The sequence below is a fragment of the Flavobacterium arcticum genome (assembly GCF_003344925.1).
In the GTDB taxonomy this organism is placed as follows: Bacteria; Bacteroidota; Bacteroidia; order Flavobacteriales; family Flavobacteriaceae; genus Flavobacterium; species Flavobacterium arcticum.
In genome coordinates, this window is the sequence record NZ_CP031188.1 from 637,060 (window position 1) to 655,332 (window position 18,273).

16 protein-coding genes are annotated in these 18,273 nt (G+C 34.7%); 6 read left to right on the forward strand and 10 right to left on the reverse strand.

Going from position 1 to position 18,273, the window contains the following annotated elements:
* Window positions 1–68: 68 nt before the first annotated feature.
* Complete coding sequence (locus DVK85_RS13535; protein WP_162845281.1) at window positions 69–242, reverse strand: DUF5522 domain-containing protein; 174 nt, start codon at window positions 240–242, stop codon at window positions 69–71.
* Between the two features lie 180 nt (window positions 243–422).
* Between DVK85_RS13535 and DVK85_RS02955 the strand changes: the two genes are divergently transcribed.
* The gene (locus DVK85_RS02955) at window positions 423–905 is read left to right on the forward strand and encodes a DUF1761 domain-containing protein (RefSeq protein WP_114677002.1); all 483 of its coding nucleotides are present in this window, start codon (window positions 423–425) and stop codon (window positions 903–905) included.
* 58 nt (window positions 906–963) lie between these two features.
* Window positions 964–2,106: a GNAT family N-acetyltransferase gene (locus DVK85_RS02960; protein WP_240339562.1), complete on the forward strand. Its 1,143-nt coding sequence runs from the start codon at window positions 964–966 to the stop codon at window positions 2,104–2,106.
* On the opposite strand, the gene DVK85_RS02965 is transcribed toward DVK85_RS02960, so the two are convergent.
* Entirely contained in the window at window positions 2,099–2,989 is an 891-nt protein-coding gene (locus DVK85_RS02965) for a diacylglycerol/lipid kinase family protein (RefSeq protein WP_114677003.1), read from the reverse strand. The genes DVK85_RS02960 and DVK85_RS02965 overlap by 8 nt on opposite strands.
* Window positions 2,990–3,055: 66 nt before the next feature.
* On the opposite strand from DVK85_RS02965, the gene DVK85_RS02970 reads away from it, so the two are divergent.
* Complete coding sequence (locus DVK85_RS02970) at window positions 3,056–4,024, forward strand: App1 family protein (protein WP_114677004.1); 969 nt, start codon at window positions 3,056–3,058, stop codon at window positions 4,022–4,024.
* A 72-nt stretch (window positions 4,025–4,096) separates the two neighbouring features.
* Window positions 4,097–4,360: a hypothetical protein gene (locus DVK85_RS02975; protein ID WP_127960543.1), complete on the forward strand. Its 264-nt coding sequence runs from the start codon at window positions 4,097–4,099 to the stop codon at window positions 4,358–4,360.
* A 59-nt stretch (window positions 4,361–4,419) separates the two neighbouring features.
* Here DVK85_RS02975 and DVK85_RS02980 read toward each other — a convergent pair whose 3' ends face one another.
* Window positions 4,420–6,330 carry an ABC-F family ATP-binding cassette domain-containing protein gene (locus DVK85_RS02980; protein ID WP_114677006.1) on the reverse strand — a complete coding sequence of 637 codons (1,911 nt, stop codon included), beginning with the start codon at window positions 6,328–6,330 and terminating at the stop codon, window positions 4,420–4,422.
* 54 nt (window positions 6,331–6,384) lie between these two features.
* On the opposite strand from DVK85_RS02980, the gene DVK85_RS02985 reads away from it, so the two are divergent.
* Window positions 6,385–6,780, forward strand: a complete 396-nt coding sequence (locus DVK85_RS02985) for a DUF983 domain-containing protein (protein WP_114677007.1) — start codon at window positions 6,385–6,387, stop codon at window positions 6,778–6,780.
* Here the strand turns inward: DVK85_RS02985 and DVK85_RS02990 are convergent.
* The 7 genes from DVK85_RS02990 to topA form a co-directional block, all read right to left on the reverse strand.
* Complete coding sequence (locus DVK85_RS02990) at window positions 6,770–7,810, reverse strand: NAD(P)/FAD-dependent oxidoreductase (protein WP_114677008.1); 1,041 nt, start codon at window positions 7,808–7,810, stop codon at window positions 6,770–6,772. The genes DVK85_RS02985 and DVK85_RS02990 overlap by 11 nt on opposite strands.
* A 64-nt stretch (window positions 7,811–7,874) precedes the next feature.
* A complete protein-coding gene (gene porN, locus DVK85_RS02995) occupies window positions 7,875–8,801 on the reverse strand; it encodes a type IX secretion system ring subunit PorN/GldN (RefSeq protein WP_114677009.1) in 927 nt (308 codons plus the stop codon).
* A 44-nt stretch (window positions 8,802–8,845) separates the two neighbouring features.
* Complete coding sequence (porM, locus tag DVK85_RS03000; protein ID WP_114677010.1) at window positions 8,846–10,402, reverse strand: type IX secretion system motor protein PorM/GldM; 1,557 nt, start codon at window positions 10,400–10,402, stop codon at window positions 8,846–8,848.
* Window positions 10,403–10,447: 45 nt separating this feature from the next.
* Complete coding sequence (gene porL / locus DVK85_RS03005) at window positions 10,448–11,083, reverse strand: type IX secretion system motor protein PorL/GldL (RefSeq protein ID WP_162845287.1); 636 nt, start codon at window positions 11,081–11,083, stop codon at window positions 10,448–10,450.
* Between the two features lie 68 nt (window positions 11,084–11,151).
* Window positions 11,152–12,534 carry a T9SS ring complex lipoprotein PorK/GldK gene (gene porK, locus DVK85_RS03010; protein ID WP_114677011.1) on the reverse strand — a complete coding sequence of 461 codons (1,383 nt, stop codon included), beginning with the start codon at window positions 12,532–12,534 and terminating at the stop codon, window positions 11,152–11,154.
* A 149-nt stretch (window positions 12,535–12,683) separates the two neighbouring features.
* Entirely contained in the window at window positions 12,684–13,838 is a 1,155-nt protein-coding gene (locus DVK85_RS03015) for a formimidoylglutamase (RefSeq protein ID WP_114677012.1), read from the reverse strand.
* 6 nt (window positions 13,839–13,844) lie between these two features.
* Window positions 13,845–16,361 carry a type I DNA topoisomerase gene (topA, locus tag DVK85_RS03020; RefSeq protein ID WP_114677013.1) on the reverse strand — a complete coding sequence of 839 codons (2,517 nt, stop codon included), beginning with the start codon at window positions 16,359–16,361 and terminating at the stop codon, window positions 13,845–13,847.
* Between the two features lie 399 nt (window positions 16,362–16,760).
* Here topA and miaB point away from each other — a divergent pair, with 399 nt between their 5' ends.
* Complete coding sequence (miaB, locus tag DVK85_RS03025) at window positions 16,761–18,206, forward strand: tRNA (N6-isopentenyl adenosine(37)-C2)-methylthiotransferase MiaB (protein WP_114677014.1); 1,446 nt, start codon at window positions 16,761–16,763, stop codon at window positions 18,204–18,206.
* Window positions 18,207–18,273: the final 67 nt, after the last annotated feature.

Below are 18,273 nucleotides of genomic sequence, written 5' to 3' on the forward strand. Positions count from 1 at the left end.
ACTAGTTTTCAGCCTTAGCTTTATTATTCGGTTTAAAATCATTAACCGATACTGCTTACTGTTGTTGTTTATTTTTTAAATTCTCCTGTTTTTTTATCATATCCGTACGGGCAATGGCGACAACCACTCTTGCAGCAATACCCTCGCTTTAAGTGATATTTTTCGGTAAATACTTTATACCCTTCGGGGGTTAGGTAATAATCTTCCCCTTTTATTAAATCATTAGGATTTTGGCTATACATGTCTACAAATTTATGAACTTTACATCGAACGATTATAATTAGAGCTAAATATTTAATCTTGAAAAATTAAATTGTATTTTTCTAGCTATTCATTATCAATAGATAAGATTTTACATGTTTAACAAATATTATCTTAAAAAAACATAATTTAGCCATTATCAAACTTAAACAATCAATATTATGGAAATGAATTTCTTAGCCGTTATTGTTGCTGCTCTATCTACTATGGTAGTAGGAGCTATATGGTATAACCCTAAAGTATTTGGTACTGTATGGATGAAAGAAACAGGCATGACCGAAGAAAAAGCAGAAGGTGCCAATATGTTTAAAATATTTGGTATGGCAATCCTTTTTGCAATAATGATATCTTTTGTGCTTCAGTTTTCTGTAATACACCAGTTTGGTTCGCTAGGAATGATAGGTGGTAATCCGGCAGTAGCTAAACCTTCTTATGAAGCTTTTATTGCTGACTATGGACATGCGTTTAGAACCTTTAAGCATGGTGCGCTACATGGTTTTATGACGGGGCTATTTTTAGGTCTTCCCGTTATAGGTACTAATGCTCTTTTTGAAAGAAAAAGCGCAAAATACATACTAATAAATGGTGGTTACTGGATAATTTGCTTTACTATAATGGGAGGTATATTATGTGCTTGGGAATAATTATATTTACAATTTTAATTTTTAAATCTCCTACGGGAGATTTTTCATTACCACTACTTTGACTTCAAACCTGTCTTATACGCTTTATACTACGACTATAAACTTCCCTACTGAATGGGATACTATTGCTGCCGAAAATATATTCCTTTCGCGTGAGGGACTTAGTGTTCTAGAAAAATCGTCTCCTAAAAACATGAAATGCCATTTTGTGGGACTATTTAAGAATGGTAAACTTTCGGGTATAGCTTTAATACAGTTTATTAACTTAGCCGATGTAACGACCTTTAAAAATAAAAAAAGTCGCTTTTGTATTAGAGAGTATTTGTTTAAAAAATTTGCTTCGCATATTTTATTTATTGGAAATAATACTCTTACTGGACAAAATGCTTATTTACACACCAGTGATATAACCGAAATCGAGGCATTGCAACTAATGCATAAAGCATTAAAAAAAGTTGAAAAAGAATATAATAATAAAGGACAAAAAATAAATCTTTTGGCAGTAAAAGATTTTAATGAAAAAGAATTTCCAAACTTTGATTCTACTAAATTTAAAAATTATTTTAAGTTTTGCACTCAACCTAATATGATATTCGGCATAAGGGAAGAATGGAACGATATAAATGACTATTTAACTGACCTGAATACAAAATACCGTACGCAATATAAACGTGCTCGAAAAAAAGAAGAAGGAGTTATAAGAAGAAAACTTACTGCCGATGAAATACAATCACAACAACTTAGGGTAAACGAACTGTACCACACTGTTGCTAATAGAGCTTCATTTAACACCTTCTTTTTACCTGAAAATCATTTCGAAATAATGAAACGAGAACTTAAAGATAAATTCCGTTTTTATGGCTACTTTCTTAATGACAAACTCGTTGGGTTTAGTACGCTTATTAAAAACGGCAAGGATATGGATACTTATTTCTTAGGGTATGATGAAACAGTGCAAAAAGAAAAAATGCTTTACCTAAATATGCTTTATGACATGGTCGCTTACGCTATAAAAAAGCAATATAAACATATAATATTTGCCCGATCGGCAATGGAAATAAAAAGTAGTGTAGGTGCTGAAGCTGAAGAAGTACATGGCATAATAAAACATACCAACCCCTTTATAAATCTATTTATAGGAAAGCTTTTCTCTTATTTCGATCCAAAAGTAGAATGGAAAGCACGTAGTCCTTTTAAATAGTTTGATGTGGCACAGCTACCTTCATTTGATGGTGCATTATTTTCACATCAAGTTCTTTTACTTCGCCACAAAACTCACCATCTATTTGAAAACTAACAGGAACATTAGTTGTTACCAAAGCCTTATTAGCAGAAATTATTTCTACATCTTCATTTTCATCTACAGTTATATTTCCTGAAAGGATTTTACCTATAACAGATATATCAAGATTTTTAATAATAATTATTTCAAACTTGCCATCGTTTATTTTCCCTACAGGGTTTATAGTTACACCAGTACCATACTTATTAGCATTCGCTATAACCACCATACGAGCTTCTGTCTCAATAGTCTTACCATTAGCAACAATTGTAGTATAAAAAGGTTCTTCTAAACTCGTTAAAGTAGTAAGAGCCTGTATAGCATAACCAAGCTTACCTCTAATCTTACCATTTTCATAATTACGTATTAGCTCAGCATTAACACCAATATCACTAAGATGGAGACTCTTTATACCATTAATAGCAACTATATCTATAGGCTCTACTGCTCCTTTAAAAGCCACCTCTAGGTTAGCCTCAATAGTATCGGGTAGGTTAAGATCTACCGACAAGCCATTGGCTGAGCCTGCGGGCAATATTCCTATAACAACATCATAGTCTAGAGTAGCTTCGGCAACCATTTTTATAGTACCATCGCCACCAGCTACTAAAATGCGTTGTGGACTGTGTTTAGTAAACAGTTTTTTTATAACCTCTTCATCATCCTTCCCAGTAGTTTCATAATAAATAAGGTTTACGTTGCTATCTTTGGCATACGCTTTTACCATTGCTATTAAATCTGATTTATCGTTATCCCCAGCAATGGGGTTTATTACAAATAAAAAAATCTCTTGCTGAGCCATGTTCTATTTTTGACTAAATTTAGTTAAATTGTGGTTTCGGATATCTTATAAAAAACATAATTTTTAATGAAGCCTATTTTAAAACTTTATCGCGGTTATGCCAATGAACAAGAACTAATGGTTTTTGGTCATATTTTTAACTCTAACACGGTAAGCGGCTACGAATTTGAAAAAAAACGTTTTAAAAATGCACGTTCTATTGTAAAGATGTTTATGGTACAAACTATTGCTAATGCAGATGTTTACCTAGAGCATAATGGCAAAAAAATACATACCCGAACACTTAAAGATGGATATTTTAAATTTTGCATCCCACTAGATAATGATTTAAAACACGGCTGGTCTAGCTATAGTGTGAGTACTTTTTATAATGACGAAGAAATAAAAGAAAATGGTACCTATATAAGACCCTTTGAAGGCGATTTAGGCTTTATATCAGATATTGATGATACTTTTTTAGTATCGCATACACGCAATGTTTTTAAAAAGCTATATATCCTTTTATGGAAAAACATTAATGCTCGACGCATATTTGAAGGTGTAGTGCCATTTTACCAAGCTTTGAGCAGTGCTGGAAGAAAGACTAAAGAAGAACAAAATGCTTTCTTCTATGTATCGAGCAGTGAATGGAACCTGTATAGTTTTATTGTAAAGTTTACTAAAATACACGAGCTACCCAGAGCTGTAATGTTACTAAAAGATATTAAAACGGGTTTGATGGATTTTTTAGTAACAGGACGTGGAAATCATAATCATAAATTTGACAAGATAAAGCACCTATTAGAATTCTATCCTCATCTTAAATACACACTATTGGGCGATGATTCTCAGCATGACCCCTACCTGTATGAAAATATTTGTAAAATATTTCCCGTCACTGTAAAGGCTGTATATATAAGACAAACAGGGAAACGTAAAAAGCAAAAAGTGAGTGATTCACTAAAGAATATTGAATCGTTATCTATAGCAACTTGCTACTTTAAAGACAGTGAAGAAGCGATACTACACGCTAAAAAAATAGGATTGATTTCTTAAAATTGAGTTATTTTACAACTAATTACAATTCATAATGGTTAAATTAGTAAAAACTAATCAAACAGTTATATTATGAAAAAATTGATTTTACTATCAGGAGTGATGGCTTTTGCGCTCTTTACTTCTTGTAAAGACAAAAAAGAAACACCTCCACCAACGCCACCTACGGTAGAAGATCCTGCTCCGCCTCCAGCACCAGAACCAGTAGCTGAAGAAGACGGCACATCAGTAAGTATTAGTGAAGATGGTGTGAGCGTTAAAAATAAAAATGGTGATAACGAAAGTAATGTAACCATTACAGATGATAAAAAAGAAGTTAATATTAAAACTGACTAAAAAATAACAACCCCGCTAAAAGCGGGGTTGTTATTTTTATTAATAGAATATAGACAATTTTATACTTTCTCTATTTCCTCATGTACTTGCTCCCATTCTTCCATATATGCGTCAAGTTTTTTCTTTTTATTCTCATAGGCTGCAAAGAAAGTAGCATCAGCCATTAGCTTTTCATAATCTGTTTCAAGCTTTTTATCATCCTGCTTAATCTCTTTTTCTAACTGTTGTATCTGACTTTCAATTTTAGATAACTTGTTTTGTAACGACTTGTTTTTCTTCTGGTCTTGATACGATACTTGTTGTTGCTTATTATCTTTAGCGGCTTCTTTAATTATGTCTCTTTTCTCTACCTCGCGCATATTTTGCATATTACGCTGCTCTAGATAAAAATTAATATCACCCAGATATTCTCTTATTTTCTGGTCTTTAAACTCATATACAATATTAGACATCCCTTGCAAGAAATCTCTATCGTGTGATACTAGTAATAAAGTACCTTCAAATTTTTGTAATGCAGCCTTCAATACATTTTTAGATTTTATATCTAAGTGGTTAGTTGGCTCATCCATTACCAAAACATTAATAGGCTGTAAAAGCAACTTACATAATGCAAGACGGTTTCGCTCACCTCCAGAGAGTACTTTTACCTTTTTCTCTACGTCATCTCCTCTAAAAAGAAATGAACCTAGCATATCGCGCACTTTACTACGATTAGTATCTGTAGCGGCATTCTCCATAGTTTCTAAAAGCGTTATTTCGCCATCTAGGTACTCTGCCTGATTTTGTGCAAAATAACCCAACTGTACATTATGCCCTAGTTTAATAGTGCCTGTATAGTCAATATCTTTTGTAATCGCTTTTATAAGTGTAGATTTACCTTGACCATTTTGCCCTACAAAAGCAATCTTACTGCCACGCTCTACCAGTAAATCAATATCTTTTAATATGGTTTTTTTGCCATATTTTTTGGTAACATCTTCAACTTCTACCACTACACGACCTGGCATCATCGATATAGGAAATGAGATATTCATTACTGAGTTATCATCTTCATCTACCTCAATACGCTCTACTTTGTCCAGCTTCTTGATTAACGATTGTGCCATAGATGCTTTAGATGCCTTAGCTCTAAATTTTTCTATAAGCTTCTCTGTTTGCTCAATTTTTTTACCTTGATTTTTTTGTGTAGCAAGTTGTTTCTCTCGCAATTCGTTACGCAATTCAAGATATTGTGAGTAAGGTTTATTAAAATCGTATATTTTACCTAACGATATTTCTATAGTACGATTTGTAACGTTATCCAAAAACATCTTATCGTGCGATACAATAATAACAACCCCTGGATAGCTTCTTAAAAACTGCTCTAACCAAATGATACTTTCTATATCTAAGTGATTGGTAGGCTCATCTAATAGTAATATATCATTATATTGTAATAAAAGCTTGGCAAGCTCTATACGCATACGCCATCCGCCAGAAAAAGTATCAGTAAGTTTATCAAAATCTTCACGCTTAAAACCAAGCCCTAAAAGTATCTTCTCTGTATCTCCTACATAATTATAACCTCCTAATATTTCAAAATGATGTGTTAAGTCACTAAGATCTTCTATAAGTTTAGAGTACTCTTCACTTTCATAATCGGTACGGGTAACCAACAAATGGTTAATATCATTTATTTTTGCTTCGGTTTCCTTAATTGCTTCAAATGCCTGATATGCCTCTTCAAGTATTGTTCTTCCTTGTACAAAATCTATATCCTGTTTCAAGAAACCAATACTAACTTCTTTTTCTGTAGCTATAACGCCCGAATCTGGCACGAGCTCTTTTGACAAGATTTTTAACATCGTCGATTTTCCTGCACCATTCTTTCCTACAAGCCCTACTCTGTCACCTGCTCCAAGTCTAAAAGTAACTTCTTCAAATAGATAAGTTCCTCCAAAAGAAACCGATAAATTATGTATGTTCAGCATTATTGTTATGTCTTATTTATGTCGTAAATTTGGTTACACCAAATAGTTTTGCAAATGTTAAAAAAAGGATCCAAATTATATAGTATTTTAACAGGAACCTGCCCTCGATGCCATCAAGAAAGTATGTATTTAGATAAAAACCCATACAATCTAAGCAAAGTATATAAAATGCACGAAAATTGTAGCCATTGTGGTCTGCATTATAAAATTGAACCTTCTTTCTTTTATGGTGCCATGTATGTTAGCTATGGTCTTGGTGTTGCCTTTAGCATTGCTGCTTTTATTATTGCAAAAGTAATTCTAAACACTTCGCTAAAAACTTCATTCTATGCCATAATAGGCACACTTGTACTATTTATGCCCATAACTATGCGTTTATCGCGTAATATATGGATCAATATATTTATTAAATACAATAAAAACTGGAAGAACGAAAACCCTAAACCTTGAACCTAGTAAGGTTTATTGCTCTAGGTATTTCTGTTCCTTTTTCTATAGATTCAAATAATTCCAATGCCATCGGCGGTCCTAACATTACCCCTCTTGTACCCAGCCCGTTTAACAAATGTAAACGAGAATACTTTGGGTGTGTCCCAATAAGAGGCTTCCTGTCTTTAACAGTAGGACGCACTCCTGCAAGATGTTCTATAATTTCGTAATCGCAAGTAATTAACTCTTCTAGTTTCTTTACCAACTCTTGTTTCCCTACTTCTGTAGGCTCTTGTGTTTTATCACCCCATTCATAAGTGGCACCTACTTTATAGTAACCATTACCAAAAGGTAAAATAAACATACTGGCATTTACTATCACATCAAGCTGTAAGTCTGGAGCTTTTATAAGTAAGAGTTCTCCTTTGGTACCATCTAGTGGTAAATAGTTAAAATAAGGGTTAGCATGAATACCAAACCCCTCTGCAAAGACAATATGCTTCGCGGAAATGTCTTTATACTGCACACAATCTTCAGCAATATGTAATATACTATAATCAAAAGTATCTTTAAGCAGCAATCCATCATTTAACAATGAGGCACAGTACGTATCTAAAAAAACATTAGTATCCATATAACCTGTATTATATACACTACCAAAACCATAAGGAGAAGGTAAAGCAGGATATTTCTTGTGTTTAATCTCTGTATCTAAAAAAGGGGTTAATGCGGGCTTATCAGCAGCTTCAAACCAATTATTCTGCTCTTCTATCGAAGCAAACTTTCTATACATAGGAACATTATGCATAAACTGCACACCCAATCTATCTTGTATATTTTGATAAAAAGGAATTATATGTGCCATATGTTTTGCAGCATCGGCAGGCAAACTGAAACGTTTTAATATAACAGGATTATAAATTCCTGCTGCAACACGTGTAGAGTTATGCGAAGTATCACTTATAACAATAAATGATTTGCCATTTAAACGGCAAACCTCTGCAAAATTTATACCTGCCAAACCAGCGCCAACAATTATAAAATCTTTCATAGTGCAAAAATAAAAAAACTCTTACCACAAGGGTAAGAGTTCTTTTTTATAGTTACGAGAATTATTAATAATTCCACATATCTTGTTCAAAATTACGTATTTTATCTTTTATACGTTCCGATTCTAGAAGTTGTAGCTGAGCATTATCTTTAAGATATTCTTTGATAAGTCTGTCGCCATATACATTCTCTTCTTTGTATATAACAGCACTAAAACGTCTTGAGTTTAACAAGTGATCGAATGTAATAGGCATCGCAGAGTTTTTCTCATTAAATGCTTTTGCTTGGTGTAGTACATCTCTTGCTCCTGGATAAAACACCCAGAATAATTCAATAGGTTCTGCACTTTCACCCATCCTTAACTTACTCAAAGCATCTACAGCCATTGGACAAATACCAAGAATTCTGTATTTAAGCTCACCTTGTCTTTTATCAAAATACCAAGTACCTACAATACGATATGCTGCAACATCATTAGCTGTTACCTCTTGTGTATCGAAATGTTCGGCAGTAAGCACGCCTTTTTCCTTAAGAGCATCTTCCGTTTCACCAGGGTACTGGTTCATCGTAGTTACTCCATAGCTATTAAGCATACTAACATAAAAATTCTCTTGAATTTCTTCTAAAGTCTTTTTCTCAGTAAAATAAGAGTCACCATACACTTCGGTAAGTTGAGCATCCTTAATACCATTTATAAGAACAGTGAAAAGCGATTTTCTATCATCACCAATATTCTCTTCTACAGGAAAAAGCATTGGAAAATTAACTCTCTGGTTAAGATCAATTACTTCCCATACCTTTCTAGTAAACAAAATATCTCTATCTCCTACATAACCGTAAGGTAAAGGGTTGTCATTATCTAACAATTCCTGCTCAGCGGTTTTCTGTCCTATCTCATCTGGCGTTTTTGCATTCAACAAGTTTGATTGAGCCACTGAAGAACCAATCCCTGTAAAAAATAATGCCGCTAATAAAAAATTTTTGCTGTTCATATCCTTAATTTATTCTATAAAAGAAAAACGATCTTTTAATTATATTATTGTACTTCCCAGATAAACGGGCTAGAATCTTGCATTCTATAGCTTCCGCCACCTCTAAGTTTTGTCTTAATAGCCATTATTTGAATTTGATCACCTCTTTTTGCTCTATTAATAGCAGACTGAGCTTTACCATCAAATTTATTACCTTGAACTATCATACCTGGTTGACCAGGAACATAAAGTTCAAAAGAAACTACATCAACATCAACATCATATACGAAACCTGGAAACTCAACGTTAACAGTAGATATTGCTAAATCTTGAGCACGACCTTTAGAGGAGTTTCTTTTCCCTCTAATAGAAGCTGCAGGAGCAGGAATATCTCTTACAATAAATTTCTTTTTAGAATTTACTGATGTTCCATCAGGAAGTTTACCCGTTACATTTACAATAGCCTCTGTTCCAGACACAGTTGTAACGTTCCAGTTATATTTACCAGCACCTGTTGCTTTTTTAAGACCAGGAGCAGATGCGTTAACATCACTATCTGCTATACCTGCAAATGAAATTGTCATTGGGTTATCTACACCTCTATATACAGAGTTCATCTTATCAGCAGATATTGTAGCCTCATTAGGGCGAGGTACTACTGCATAATTACCTGTAATTGGGATTTCAACTTCTTTTCCATCTTCAAGGAAAACAAACTCTCCTTGTAATTCATGTTCACCTACAGATCCAGCACTAACCTCAAATTGAGCTTGACCATTCTCCATAGTAACAGTTCCACCTTTAACACCTACTCTAGTAGGTACAGTAGCATCATCATAACGTCCTAAAACTACTTTTCCTGTTACTTTTTCACCAGAAAAGAATGCAGATTTATCAGTAATAACGATTGCTTTGTACTTATTCATAGATGTAGCCTCAATAGCGGCTTTACCAAGTGCAACGCTATAAACATTTGCCTCTACAACTTTAACATTATTCTGCATTGCAGAAAGTTTAGTTAAAGAAGCAATTGCAGGAAATCCTTTAAAATGATAACTTAGGTACTTTTGCTTTACACCTTCTCCATCTGTTACATCATCTACATCGAATTTACTTTGGATTTCCTTTTTTAGGGCATTGTATTTATTATCCTTACCAAAAGCAGCAATCATATCAGCTTTATACTTGTTGATAGTTGCTATAACCTCACTACCTTTTTTAGAATAACCGTCGCCTTTAAACCAAGCTTCGTCAATTACACCACCCTTATCCATAGCTTCGTATGGAAGTTTCCCATTATCATCTTTTTCTATACCTTTAGTAATATCACCTTTAAGGTTTTCAAGGTATGTTGTAAAAGATGCAGAAACAGTCTTAACTTTATCTGCAATCTTTTTAGCTTCTCCATATTGAGCAGCAGACTCACTTGCTTTTAATGCAAGTACATCATACAGATCTTTATTTGTTTTAGTTGCTTGTTGATTCGCAGTCTCAAATTGCTCATTCATCAATCCAAAAGCGGATAGTACCTCTTTGGACATATTTAGTGCCAGCATCGCGATGAAAACCAAGTACATTAGGTTAATCATCTTTTGTCTAGGGGTTAATTTTCCTCCTGCCATATCTAATTAGTATAGTTTTTTGTTATTTATAAAAATCCTAATTAATTAGGCCTTGTTACCCATTGCAGATAACATACCACCATAAACATTGTTTAATGAAGCGATATTTTTAGTCATAGACTGCATTTCTTGTTGTAGCTTAGTTGCATTTTCAGCAATATCTTTGTTAGCTTCAGCATTACGAGATGCGCTTTCAAGTTGTACTTTGTACAAGCTATTTAACGATTCCATTTGAGCTGCTGCCATAGACATTTCTTCGCTATATTTCTTCTGAGAAGAGATAGAGTCTACTGTAGGAGCAATTCCTTTTGCCGCAGATTCGAAGTTTTTAATACTTGCACCAAGACTAGCCATAAGCTGACCATCAATCTTAGCATCTTTTAATAAGTTGTCAAGTTTCTGAGAAAGTAATCCTTGTGCTTCAGCAGGGTTTTCTTTCTTAGCACCTTTACCTTTTGAGTCGCCTCCTGCTAATTCAGGATATACTAAAGACCAGTCTAACTCTTTATCTACAGGATCGAAAGCAGAAAGTCCAAAAATGAAAGCCTCAGTTCCTAGTCCTGCAATAAGCATCGCACTTGCACCAGGCCAGTGCATCAATTTGAAAAGTGCTCCAATAATAACAACTGCTGCCCCCATACCATAGGCAAAATTCATAACTTTTTTAGGTAGTGCCATAATAAAATAATTTTAGTTTTTAGTTAAGTTAAATAATTTAAATATTCAAAATTCGAGTTGGTTAAAAATAATTATTGGTTTCCTGTATTCTGAGTACCCATGTAATCTTGTACAGTTCTAAAACCAATGTAACTTCTTGCAGAATCGGCATATTCCCAATCCCTTGTACTTACCTGTAAGAAGTAAGCTACGTCTTTCCAAGAACCTCCACGGGTAACCTTTCTTCTATTAGAAGGATCTGGAGCGTTTGGATTCATTGTAGAAACGTATTCGTAAGATGCAGCATCATAAGATGAGTCTGTCCATTCGGCTACGTTTCCAGACATATTATATAAGTTGTATTCATTCGGATCAAATGATTGTGCTTCTACAGTATATAGTGCACCATCAGCAGCATAATCACCTCTATTTGGCTTGAAATTAGCTAAGAAACAACCTCTGTCATTTTTAGCATAAGGACCTCCCCAAGGAAAAGTAGCGGATTGTAAGCCACCTCTTGCAGCGTATTCCCACTCTGCTTCTGTAGGTAAACGAAAAGAGTTTATTTCTTGTCTGCCCTTATCTTTTTGGTATGCATTTTTATATAAAGTTCTCCATGCACAAAAAGCTTTTGCCTGTCCCCAAGTAACACCTACAACAGGGTACTCACCGTAAGCTTGATGCCAGAAATAATCATTATGCATAGGCTCATTGTAAGAGTAAGAGAAATCTTTTATCCATACAGTAGTATCAGGATAAACCTCTACTTGCTCATGAATCATATACTTACTTCTTTTCGCTCTTGTATTTTTAGATTTATCTTTAGCTGCAGCAGCTATATCCATCCAAGAATACTTAAACTTAAGTTTAGAAACATCCATAGTTCTCAAACCATTGTATGACTCTGAAGCTGGAAGATACATTGAATCCATCACCTCCACATAATACTCATCAGGATATTGTTGCGGATCTTGTATCAATTTAGGCTGATGATTAAGTTTTCTACCTGCATAAGGATCATCACCATCTCCAAGACTGTAATAATTATCATACATATACTTATCGTATGGAGACTGTTCTTCTCCCTCCACCATTTGATCTTTAAAAGCATACTCACCAATACCTCCTTCACCTCCAGGCTTCTGACCCATTTCATCCGCAAGGATAGCAAGTCTTGTTCTGATTGTAGAATCTTTAACCCACTCTACAAATTGACGGTATTCACTATTGGTAATCTCTGTTTCGTCCATATAAAAAGATCGAACAGTTACTGTTTTCGTAGGAGCATCCTGCACATTAGCCAAATCATCGTCTGATTTACCCATAATGTATGCGCCACCCGGAATTAGGGTCATACCATACGGCTTCTCAGGCCTCCACTGTTTTCCTCTAACACCTACCAGTTCCCCTCGGTCACTGGAACCACAGCTGATTAGTAATGATAAAGTTGCTGTTAATGCAATGAACTTCTTCATAAATTTGGGTTATTAATGTAATTCTATTTTTAAGGGCGTAAACCTATTTATTTATTTTCAAAAAAACAATTTTTTTATTAAAAAAACCTTAAATAAAAGTAAAGATCTCTGTACTTAATGGAATACAATACTGTTTTATCACAAAAATCTTATATTATGTTTTTTCTTTGCGCTTTCCATAATCGCTCAGGAAAACCACTATCGCAAGCACCTAAATAATCATCGTAGGTACATGGTAATAACGTATTCCTTTTTAATTTATTATTAACACCTGTTATAAAAGGTACTTCTATCCACCATCTGTCCGTTTTATCACTTTTATAAAACACTACTTCCTCATCATCCATAGGAACGATGTACTTCATATAATTATCTTTAGTATCGAAAGGATATTCGTTAGAGCGGTAATGCACTCCCTCGATAAAATACCAAAGTACCTGTGCCAGTAAAAGAGATTCTTGTTTTGTACCTTGATGATTAAAGATTCCGAAACACGTAACCTTATCGCTTATCCCTGCATAGCGCGCTAAAGTACAAATTTCTTTCCCATTAAAACCATTTGGCAAAAAATTAACAAAATTTCCTGAGTCTCCTGATTTTACTGACTGCATATCAAGACTTACAATATCTGCATCCCTAAATACTGGCTCAGCAATAGTCGCGTTTGCTATAACGTCTCCAAGTCTATAAGCATCAAAATATAGCTTCTCTATCAAATCTATTTCTTCTTGCGAGTTAAAATAGGTTTGATAGCCTATATTGCTATAATTAAACAGATTATTAGGTTCATCAACAATAATATGTGTAAGGTAAGACTCAGCAGATATATCTTGATTCTCTTTACCAAAATCAAACTTACTATCTATAGTAACAAGATTCACCATTTGCTCTAGCCTGTCATAACCACGATACATCGCGTAAGTTATGTCCTGTGATCCTCCTATTATCAGTGGTATTATTTTGTTCTTTACAAGTTCCTCTACAATAGTTTTCACTACATAATAGGTATCCTGCACTGTATTACCAGCAGGTATATTACCTAAATCAACTATTGTTTTATCCCAATTACCAGGGTAAAGCGCATAAAACTGTTCTCTTATATAATTAAGACAGACTGACTTATTTTCTCCATTTCCTGCTCCTCTATTGTCTAAAACACCTATTATTGCTATACTTACCTCTCCAACATCTGGTAAGCCACTGCTAAAGTGCATTAGGGCTTTTTTACCTAACGACTGTTCTGGAAGTGTTTCTATATAGCCAGAAAATGTATCATCTAACGGTTCTAAAAACTCAAAAGCCATATATAATTATTTCTTTTTAACTGTTGATTTTTTAGCTGGAGCTTTTTTAGTAGTAGTTTTCTTCGCAGCCGTTTTCTTCGCTGGAGCTTTTTGCTCTATCATCGCCTTAACCTCGTCAAGCGAAAGAGCCGCAGCATCTACATCTTTACCGAGCTCTATCTTAACTTTACCTTTTAGTATCACTGAGCGACCCCAACGGGCTTTTTCTACCCGTATTCCTTCATCTTCCCAGTTATGTATTACCTTATCAATCTCTTTCTGTATTTTTTCCTCGATAAGAGTTACAATATCTGATTGTGAAAGGTTATCAAAGTCATATTTTTTATTGACATTTATAAACATACTATTCCATTTTATAAATGGACCAAAACGACCTACACCTTTTTGTACAGGCAATTCTTTATAGGTAGCAATAGGAGCGTCTGCCTTTTCTTTTTCTATTATAAGTTCTTTAGCCCTATCAAAAGTAACATCTAATGGGTCTTCACCTTTAGGTAACGACACGAATGTTTTACCAAAACGCACATAAGGACCAAAACGACCATTACTCACCTCTACCTCTTCATCTTTATATGTACCTAAGTTTTTAGGTAGCAAAAACAAGCTCAAGGCCTCATCTAGGGTAATCGTACCTATATTCTGCTCTGCCATAAGACTAGCAAACTGTTTGTTTTCATCTTCAGCATCACCTATCTGTGCCATAGGACCAAATTTACCTAGTCGTACACTTACAGGTTTACCACTCTCTGGATGCATACCCAATATTCGCTCTCCTGATTCTCTATCAGCATTTTTCTCTACATCTTGAACTGTAGGGTGAAAATGACCATAAAAATCACTCATCATCTTTGTCCAATCTTCATTACCCGATGCTATTTCATCAAAATCCTGTTCTACTTTAGCAGTAAAGTTATAATCTAGAATTGTATCAAAATGACTTACCAAGAAATCATTAACAATAATACCAATATCTGTAGGTACTAATTTTCCTTTATCTGAACCTACGTTTTCAGAAAGCTGCTGTTCATTAACCGTACTATCTTTCAGTACAAGCTGCATATAGTTACGCTCTTTACCTTCAAAACTACCTTTCTCTACATAATTTCTACTAATAATAGTAGATATAGTAGGCGCATAAGTAGACGGTCTACCTATACCTAGCTCTTCTAGCTTCTTCACCAATGCTGCCTCGGTATATCGGGCTGGTGGTCTACTAAAGCGTTCGGTAGCCGTTATATAATTATTTATCAATCTTTCACTAACTCGCAATGCTGGTAACATACCCTCTTGCTCTACATCTTCATCATCACTTCCTTCAAGATATACTTTTAGAAAACCTTCAAACTTAAGCACCTCTCCAGATGCTGTAAATAATTGTGTATGATTATTTGCTTCAATCTTTACATTAGTACGCTCTAACTGCGCATCACTCATTTGTGATGCTAGTGTACGTTTCCAGATTAAATCATACAACCTCGCTTGATCGCGATCTATATTCACAGTATGACGTGTCATATCTGTAGGACGTATCGCTTCGTGTGCCTCCTGAGCACCTTTACTCTTAGTAGCATAGTTACGTGGCTTACTAAACTCCTTACCGTATGAATTAATAATCTCAGCCTCCGCAGCATTCATTGCATCGTTAGACAAGTTTACACTATCTGTTCTCATATAAGTAATAAGTCCTGCTTCATACAGGCGTTGTGCCAACATCATGGTTACCCCCACAGGCAAGTATAGCTTTCGCGCAGCCTCCTGTTGTAGTGTAGATGTTGTAAATGGTGCCGCTGGCGATTTTTTAGCCGGCTTAGTTTCTAAATCTGAAACCTTATATATAGATCCAACATTTTTATTTAAAAAATCTTGGGCGTCTTGTTTTGAAGAAAAATTCTTAGGTAGCTTTGCTTTAAAGGTTTTCCCTTTCTCATTAGCAAACTCAGCAGTGATGCTATATGATGCTTCCGCATTAAAATTTTGTATGTCGCGCTCGCGCTCTACAATAAGACGTACAGAAACCGACTGTACCCTACCCGCCGAAAGTCCGCTTTTTACCTTCTTCCATAATACAGGCGAAAGTTCGTACCCTACAAGTCTATCTAATACACGTCGCGCTTGCTGTGCATTTACAAGGTCATAATTTATATCTCTTGGGTTTTCTATTGCTTTCAGTATAGCCGTTTTGGTTATTTCATGAAAAACAATACGTTTAGTTTTTGCTTTATCAAGCTTTAACTCTTCTGCAAGATGCCATGCAATAGCCTCCCCCTCGCGATCCTCATCACTTGCTAACCAAACCATTTCGGCAGATTTAGACAGACCCTTAAGCTTTTTAACCAAAGCTTTTTTATCAGGAGACACCTCATATTTTGGTTTAAAACCATTGGTTACATCTACCCCTATTTCTTTAGAGGGTAAATCGGCAATATGCCCATAACTGGACTCTACCTGGTAGTCTTTCCCTAAAAATTTTTCTATGGTTTTTGCCTTTGCAGGCGACTCAACAATCACTAAATTCTTTGCCATCATACGTTTCTTTGTGTCGCAAAAGTATAGGAATTTTTTAAATATTAGTTTTTCATGTTTTTAAAATTAACCGTTTTAGCTAAATATTAACCTTTTACAAACACTTAAAACACACTATTATTCAAGACATTAATCATAATCACACCCCCTAAAACAATACTTCAAAAATAATTTATTGTTGTCATTATAAATAAAATGTATTTCATACCTTATTAATAGGATAATGCAGCGTTAAATAGAATATACCCTTATAATCACAGTTCATAAAGAGGGCTATATAACACCTTACCCTCAGCAGGTAGTGGTGTTAAAGCGTTCTAAACAAATATGTCAAGTTGTCATATTTTAGAAATTAAATAGTACCTTTGCATATTCAAAAAAGCACTACAGAGGCAGGTTATGGAAAAGATTATTGAAGAAAGTAAACAAGGAGAAAGCCTTGTTTTAGAACAGAAAAAAGAAAACACTAAAAAACTTTTTATAGAAAGTTATGGTTGTGCTATGAATTTTTCTGATAGTGAAGTTGTTGCTTCTATTTTAACCAATGAAGGCTTTAACACGACACAAAATCTTGAAGAAGCCGATCTTGTTTTGGTAAACACTTGTTCTATTCGTGATAAAGCAGAGCAAACCATTAGAAAAAGGCTCGAAAAATATAATGCTGTAAAAAAAATAAATCCTAAAATGAAAGTAGGCGTACTTGGCTGTATGGCTGAGCGTCTTAAAAATCAATTTTTAGAAGAGGAGAAAATAGTAGATCTAGTAGTAGGTCCTGATGCTTATAAAGATTTACCAAGCCTACTACAAGAAGTAGATGAGGGTCGCGATGCTATAAACGTTATCTTATCTAAAGAAGAAACGTATGGTGATATTGCCCCTATCCGACTCAATAGCAACGGAATAACAGCATTTGTATCTATTACCCGCGGATGCGATAATATGTGTACGTTTTGTGTAGTACCGTTTACTAGAGGTAGAGAGCGTAGCCGAGAACCTCAAAGCATTATAGCCGAAATAGAACAGCTTTGGAAAAGCGGCTATAAAGAAGTAACGCTACTTGGACAAAATGTAGATAGCTACCTTTGGTATGGTGGTGGTCTTAAAAAAGATTTTGTAAAAGCTACCGATATGCAAAAAGCGACAGCGGTAGATTTTGCACAATTACTTGCCATGACTGCCCAAGCATTCCCAAAAATGCGTTTTCGTTTCTCTACATCTAACCCACAAGATATGCACGAAGATGTATTTCATGTTATTGCCAAACATAATAATGTATGCAATCACATACATCTACCAGTACAAAGTGGTAGCACTAGGGTATTAAAAGAAATGAACCGTCAGCATACTCGCGAAGAGTATATGGCACTTATAGATAAAATTAGAACAATATTACCAAACTGTTCTATATCGCAAGATATGATTACTGGTTTCCCTACAGAAACAGAAGAAGACCATAAAGATACACTTACACTAATGGAGTATGTTAAATATAATTTTGGTTATATGTATGCCTATTCTGAAAGACCAGGCACAATGGCTGCTCGAAAAATGGAAGATGATGTACCTGAAGTAGTAAAAAAACGTCGTTTACAAGAAGTTGTAGATATGCAACAAAAACACAGTCTTGAAAGATCGCAAGAGTTCATAGGACAAGTTGTAGAAGTGCTTATAGAAAAAGAGTCTAAAAAATCAGAAACTCATTGGAGCGGAAGTAACTCGCAAAGTATTACAGTTGTATTCCCTAAAGGCGACTATAAGATTGGCGAATTTGTAAATGTAAAAATAACCGACTGTACCTCGGCTACTCTAAAAGGTGAAGCTATAGGGTATAGCGATATGAATTGATATTAGTAATTAATTACAACAGGTAAGCCTTTTAGTATAACAGAATTGTTAGATAATAATTTAAACG

Bases quoted from the DNA above. Each gene is read 5' to 3' on its own strand.
- porN (WP_114677009.1), bottom strand. From the start codon at position 8,801: ATGAACAGCAAAAATTTTTTATTAGCGGCATTATTTTTTACAGGGATT.
- DVK85_RS02955 (WP_114677002.1), top strand. From the start codon at position 423: ATGGAAATGAATTTCTTAGCCGTTATTGTTGCTGCTCTATCTACTATG.
- topA (WP_114677013.1), bottom strand. From the start codon at position 16,361: ATGGCAAAGAATTTAGTGATTGTTGAGTCGCCTGCAAAGGCAAAAACC.
- DVK85_RS02975 (WP_127960543.1), top strand. From the start codon at position 4,097: ATGAAAAAATTGATTTTACTATCAGGAGTGATGGCTTTTGCGCTCTTT.
- porK (WP_114677011.1), bottom strand. From the start codon at position 12,534: ATGAAGAAGTTCATTGCATTAACAGCAACTTTATCATTACTAATCAGC.
- DVK85_RS02970 (WP_114677004.1), top strand. From the start codon at position 3,056: ATGAAGCCTATTTTAAAACTTTATCGCGGTTATGCCAATGAACAAGAA.
- DVK85_RS02980 (WP_114677006.1), bottom strand. From the start codon at position 6,330: ATGCTGAACATACATAATTTATCGGTTTCTTTTGGAGGAACTTATCTA.
- DVK85_RS02990 (WP_114677008.1), bottom strand. From the start codon at position 7,810: ATGAAAGATTTTATAATTGTTGGCGCTGGTTTGGCAGGTATAAATTTT.
- DVK85_RS03015 (WP_114677012.1), bottom strand. From the start codon at position 13,838: ATGGCTTTTGAGTTTTTAGAACCGTTAGATGATACATTTTCTGGCTAT.
- DVK85_RS13535 (WP_162845281.1), bottom strand. From the start codon at position 242: ATGTATAGCCAAAATCCTAATGATTTAATAAAAGGGGAAGATTATTAC.
- porM (WP_114677010.1), bottom strand. From the start codon at position 10,402: ATGGCAGGAGGAAAATTAACCCCTAGACAAAAGATGATTAACCTAATG.
- miaB (WP_114677014.1), top strand. From the start codon at position 16,761: ATGGAAAAGATTATTGAAGAAAGTAAACAAGGAGAAAGCCTTGTTTTA.
- DVK85_RS02985 (WP_114677007.1), top strand. From the start codon at position 6,385: ATGTTAAAAAAAGGATCCAAATTATATAGTATTTTAACAGGAACCTGC.
- DVK85_RS02965 (WP_114677003.1), bottom strand. From the start codon at position 2,989: ATGGCTCAGCAAGAGATTTTTTTATTTGTAATAAACCCCATTGCTGGG.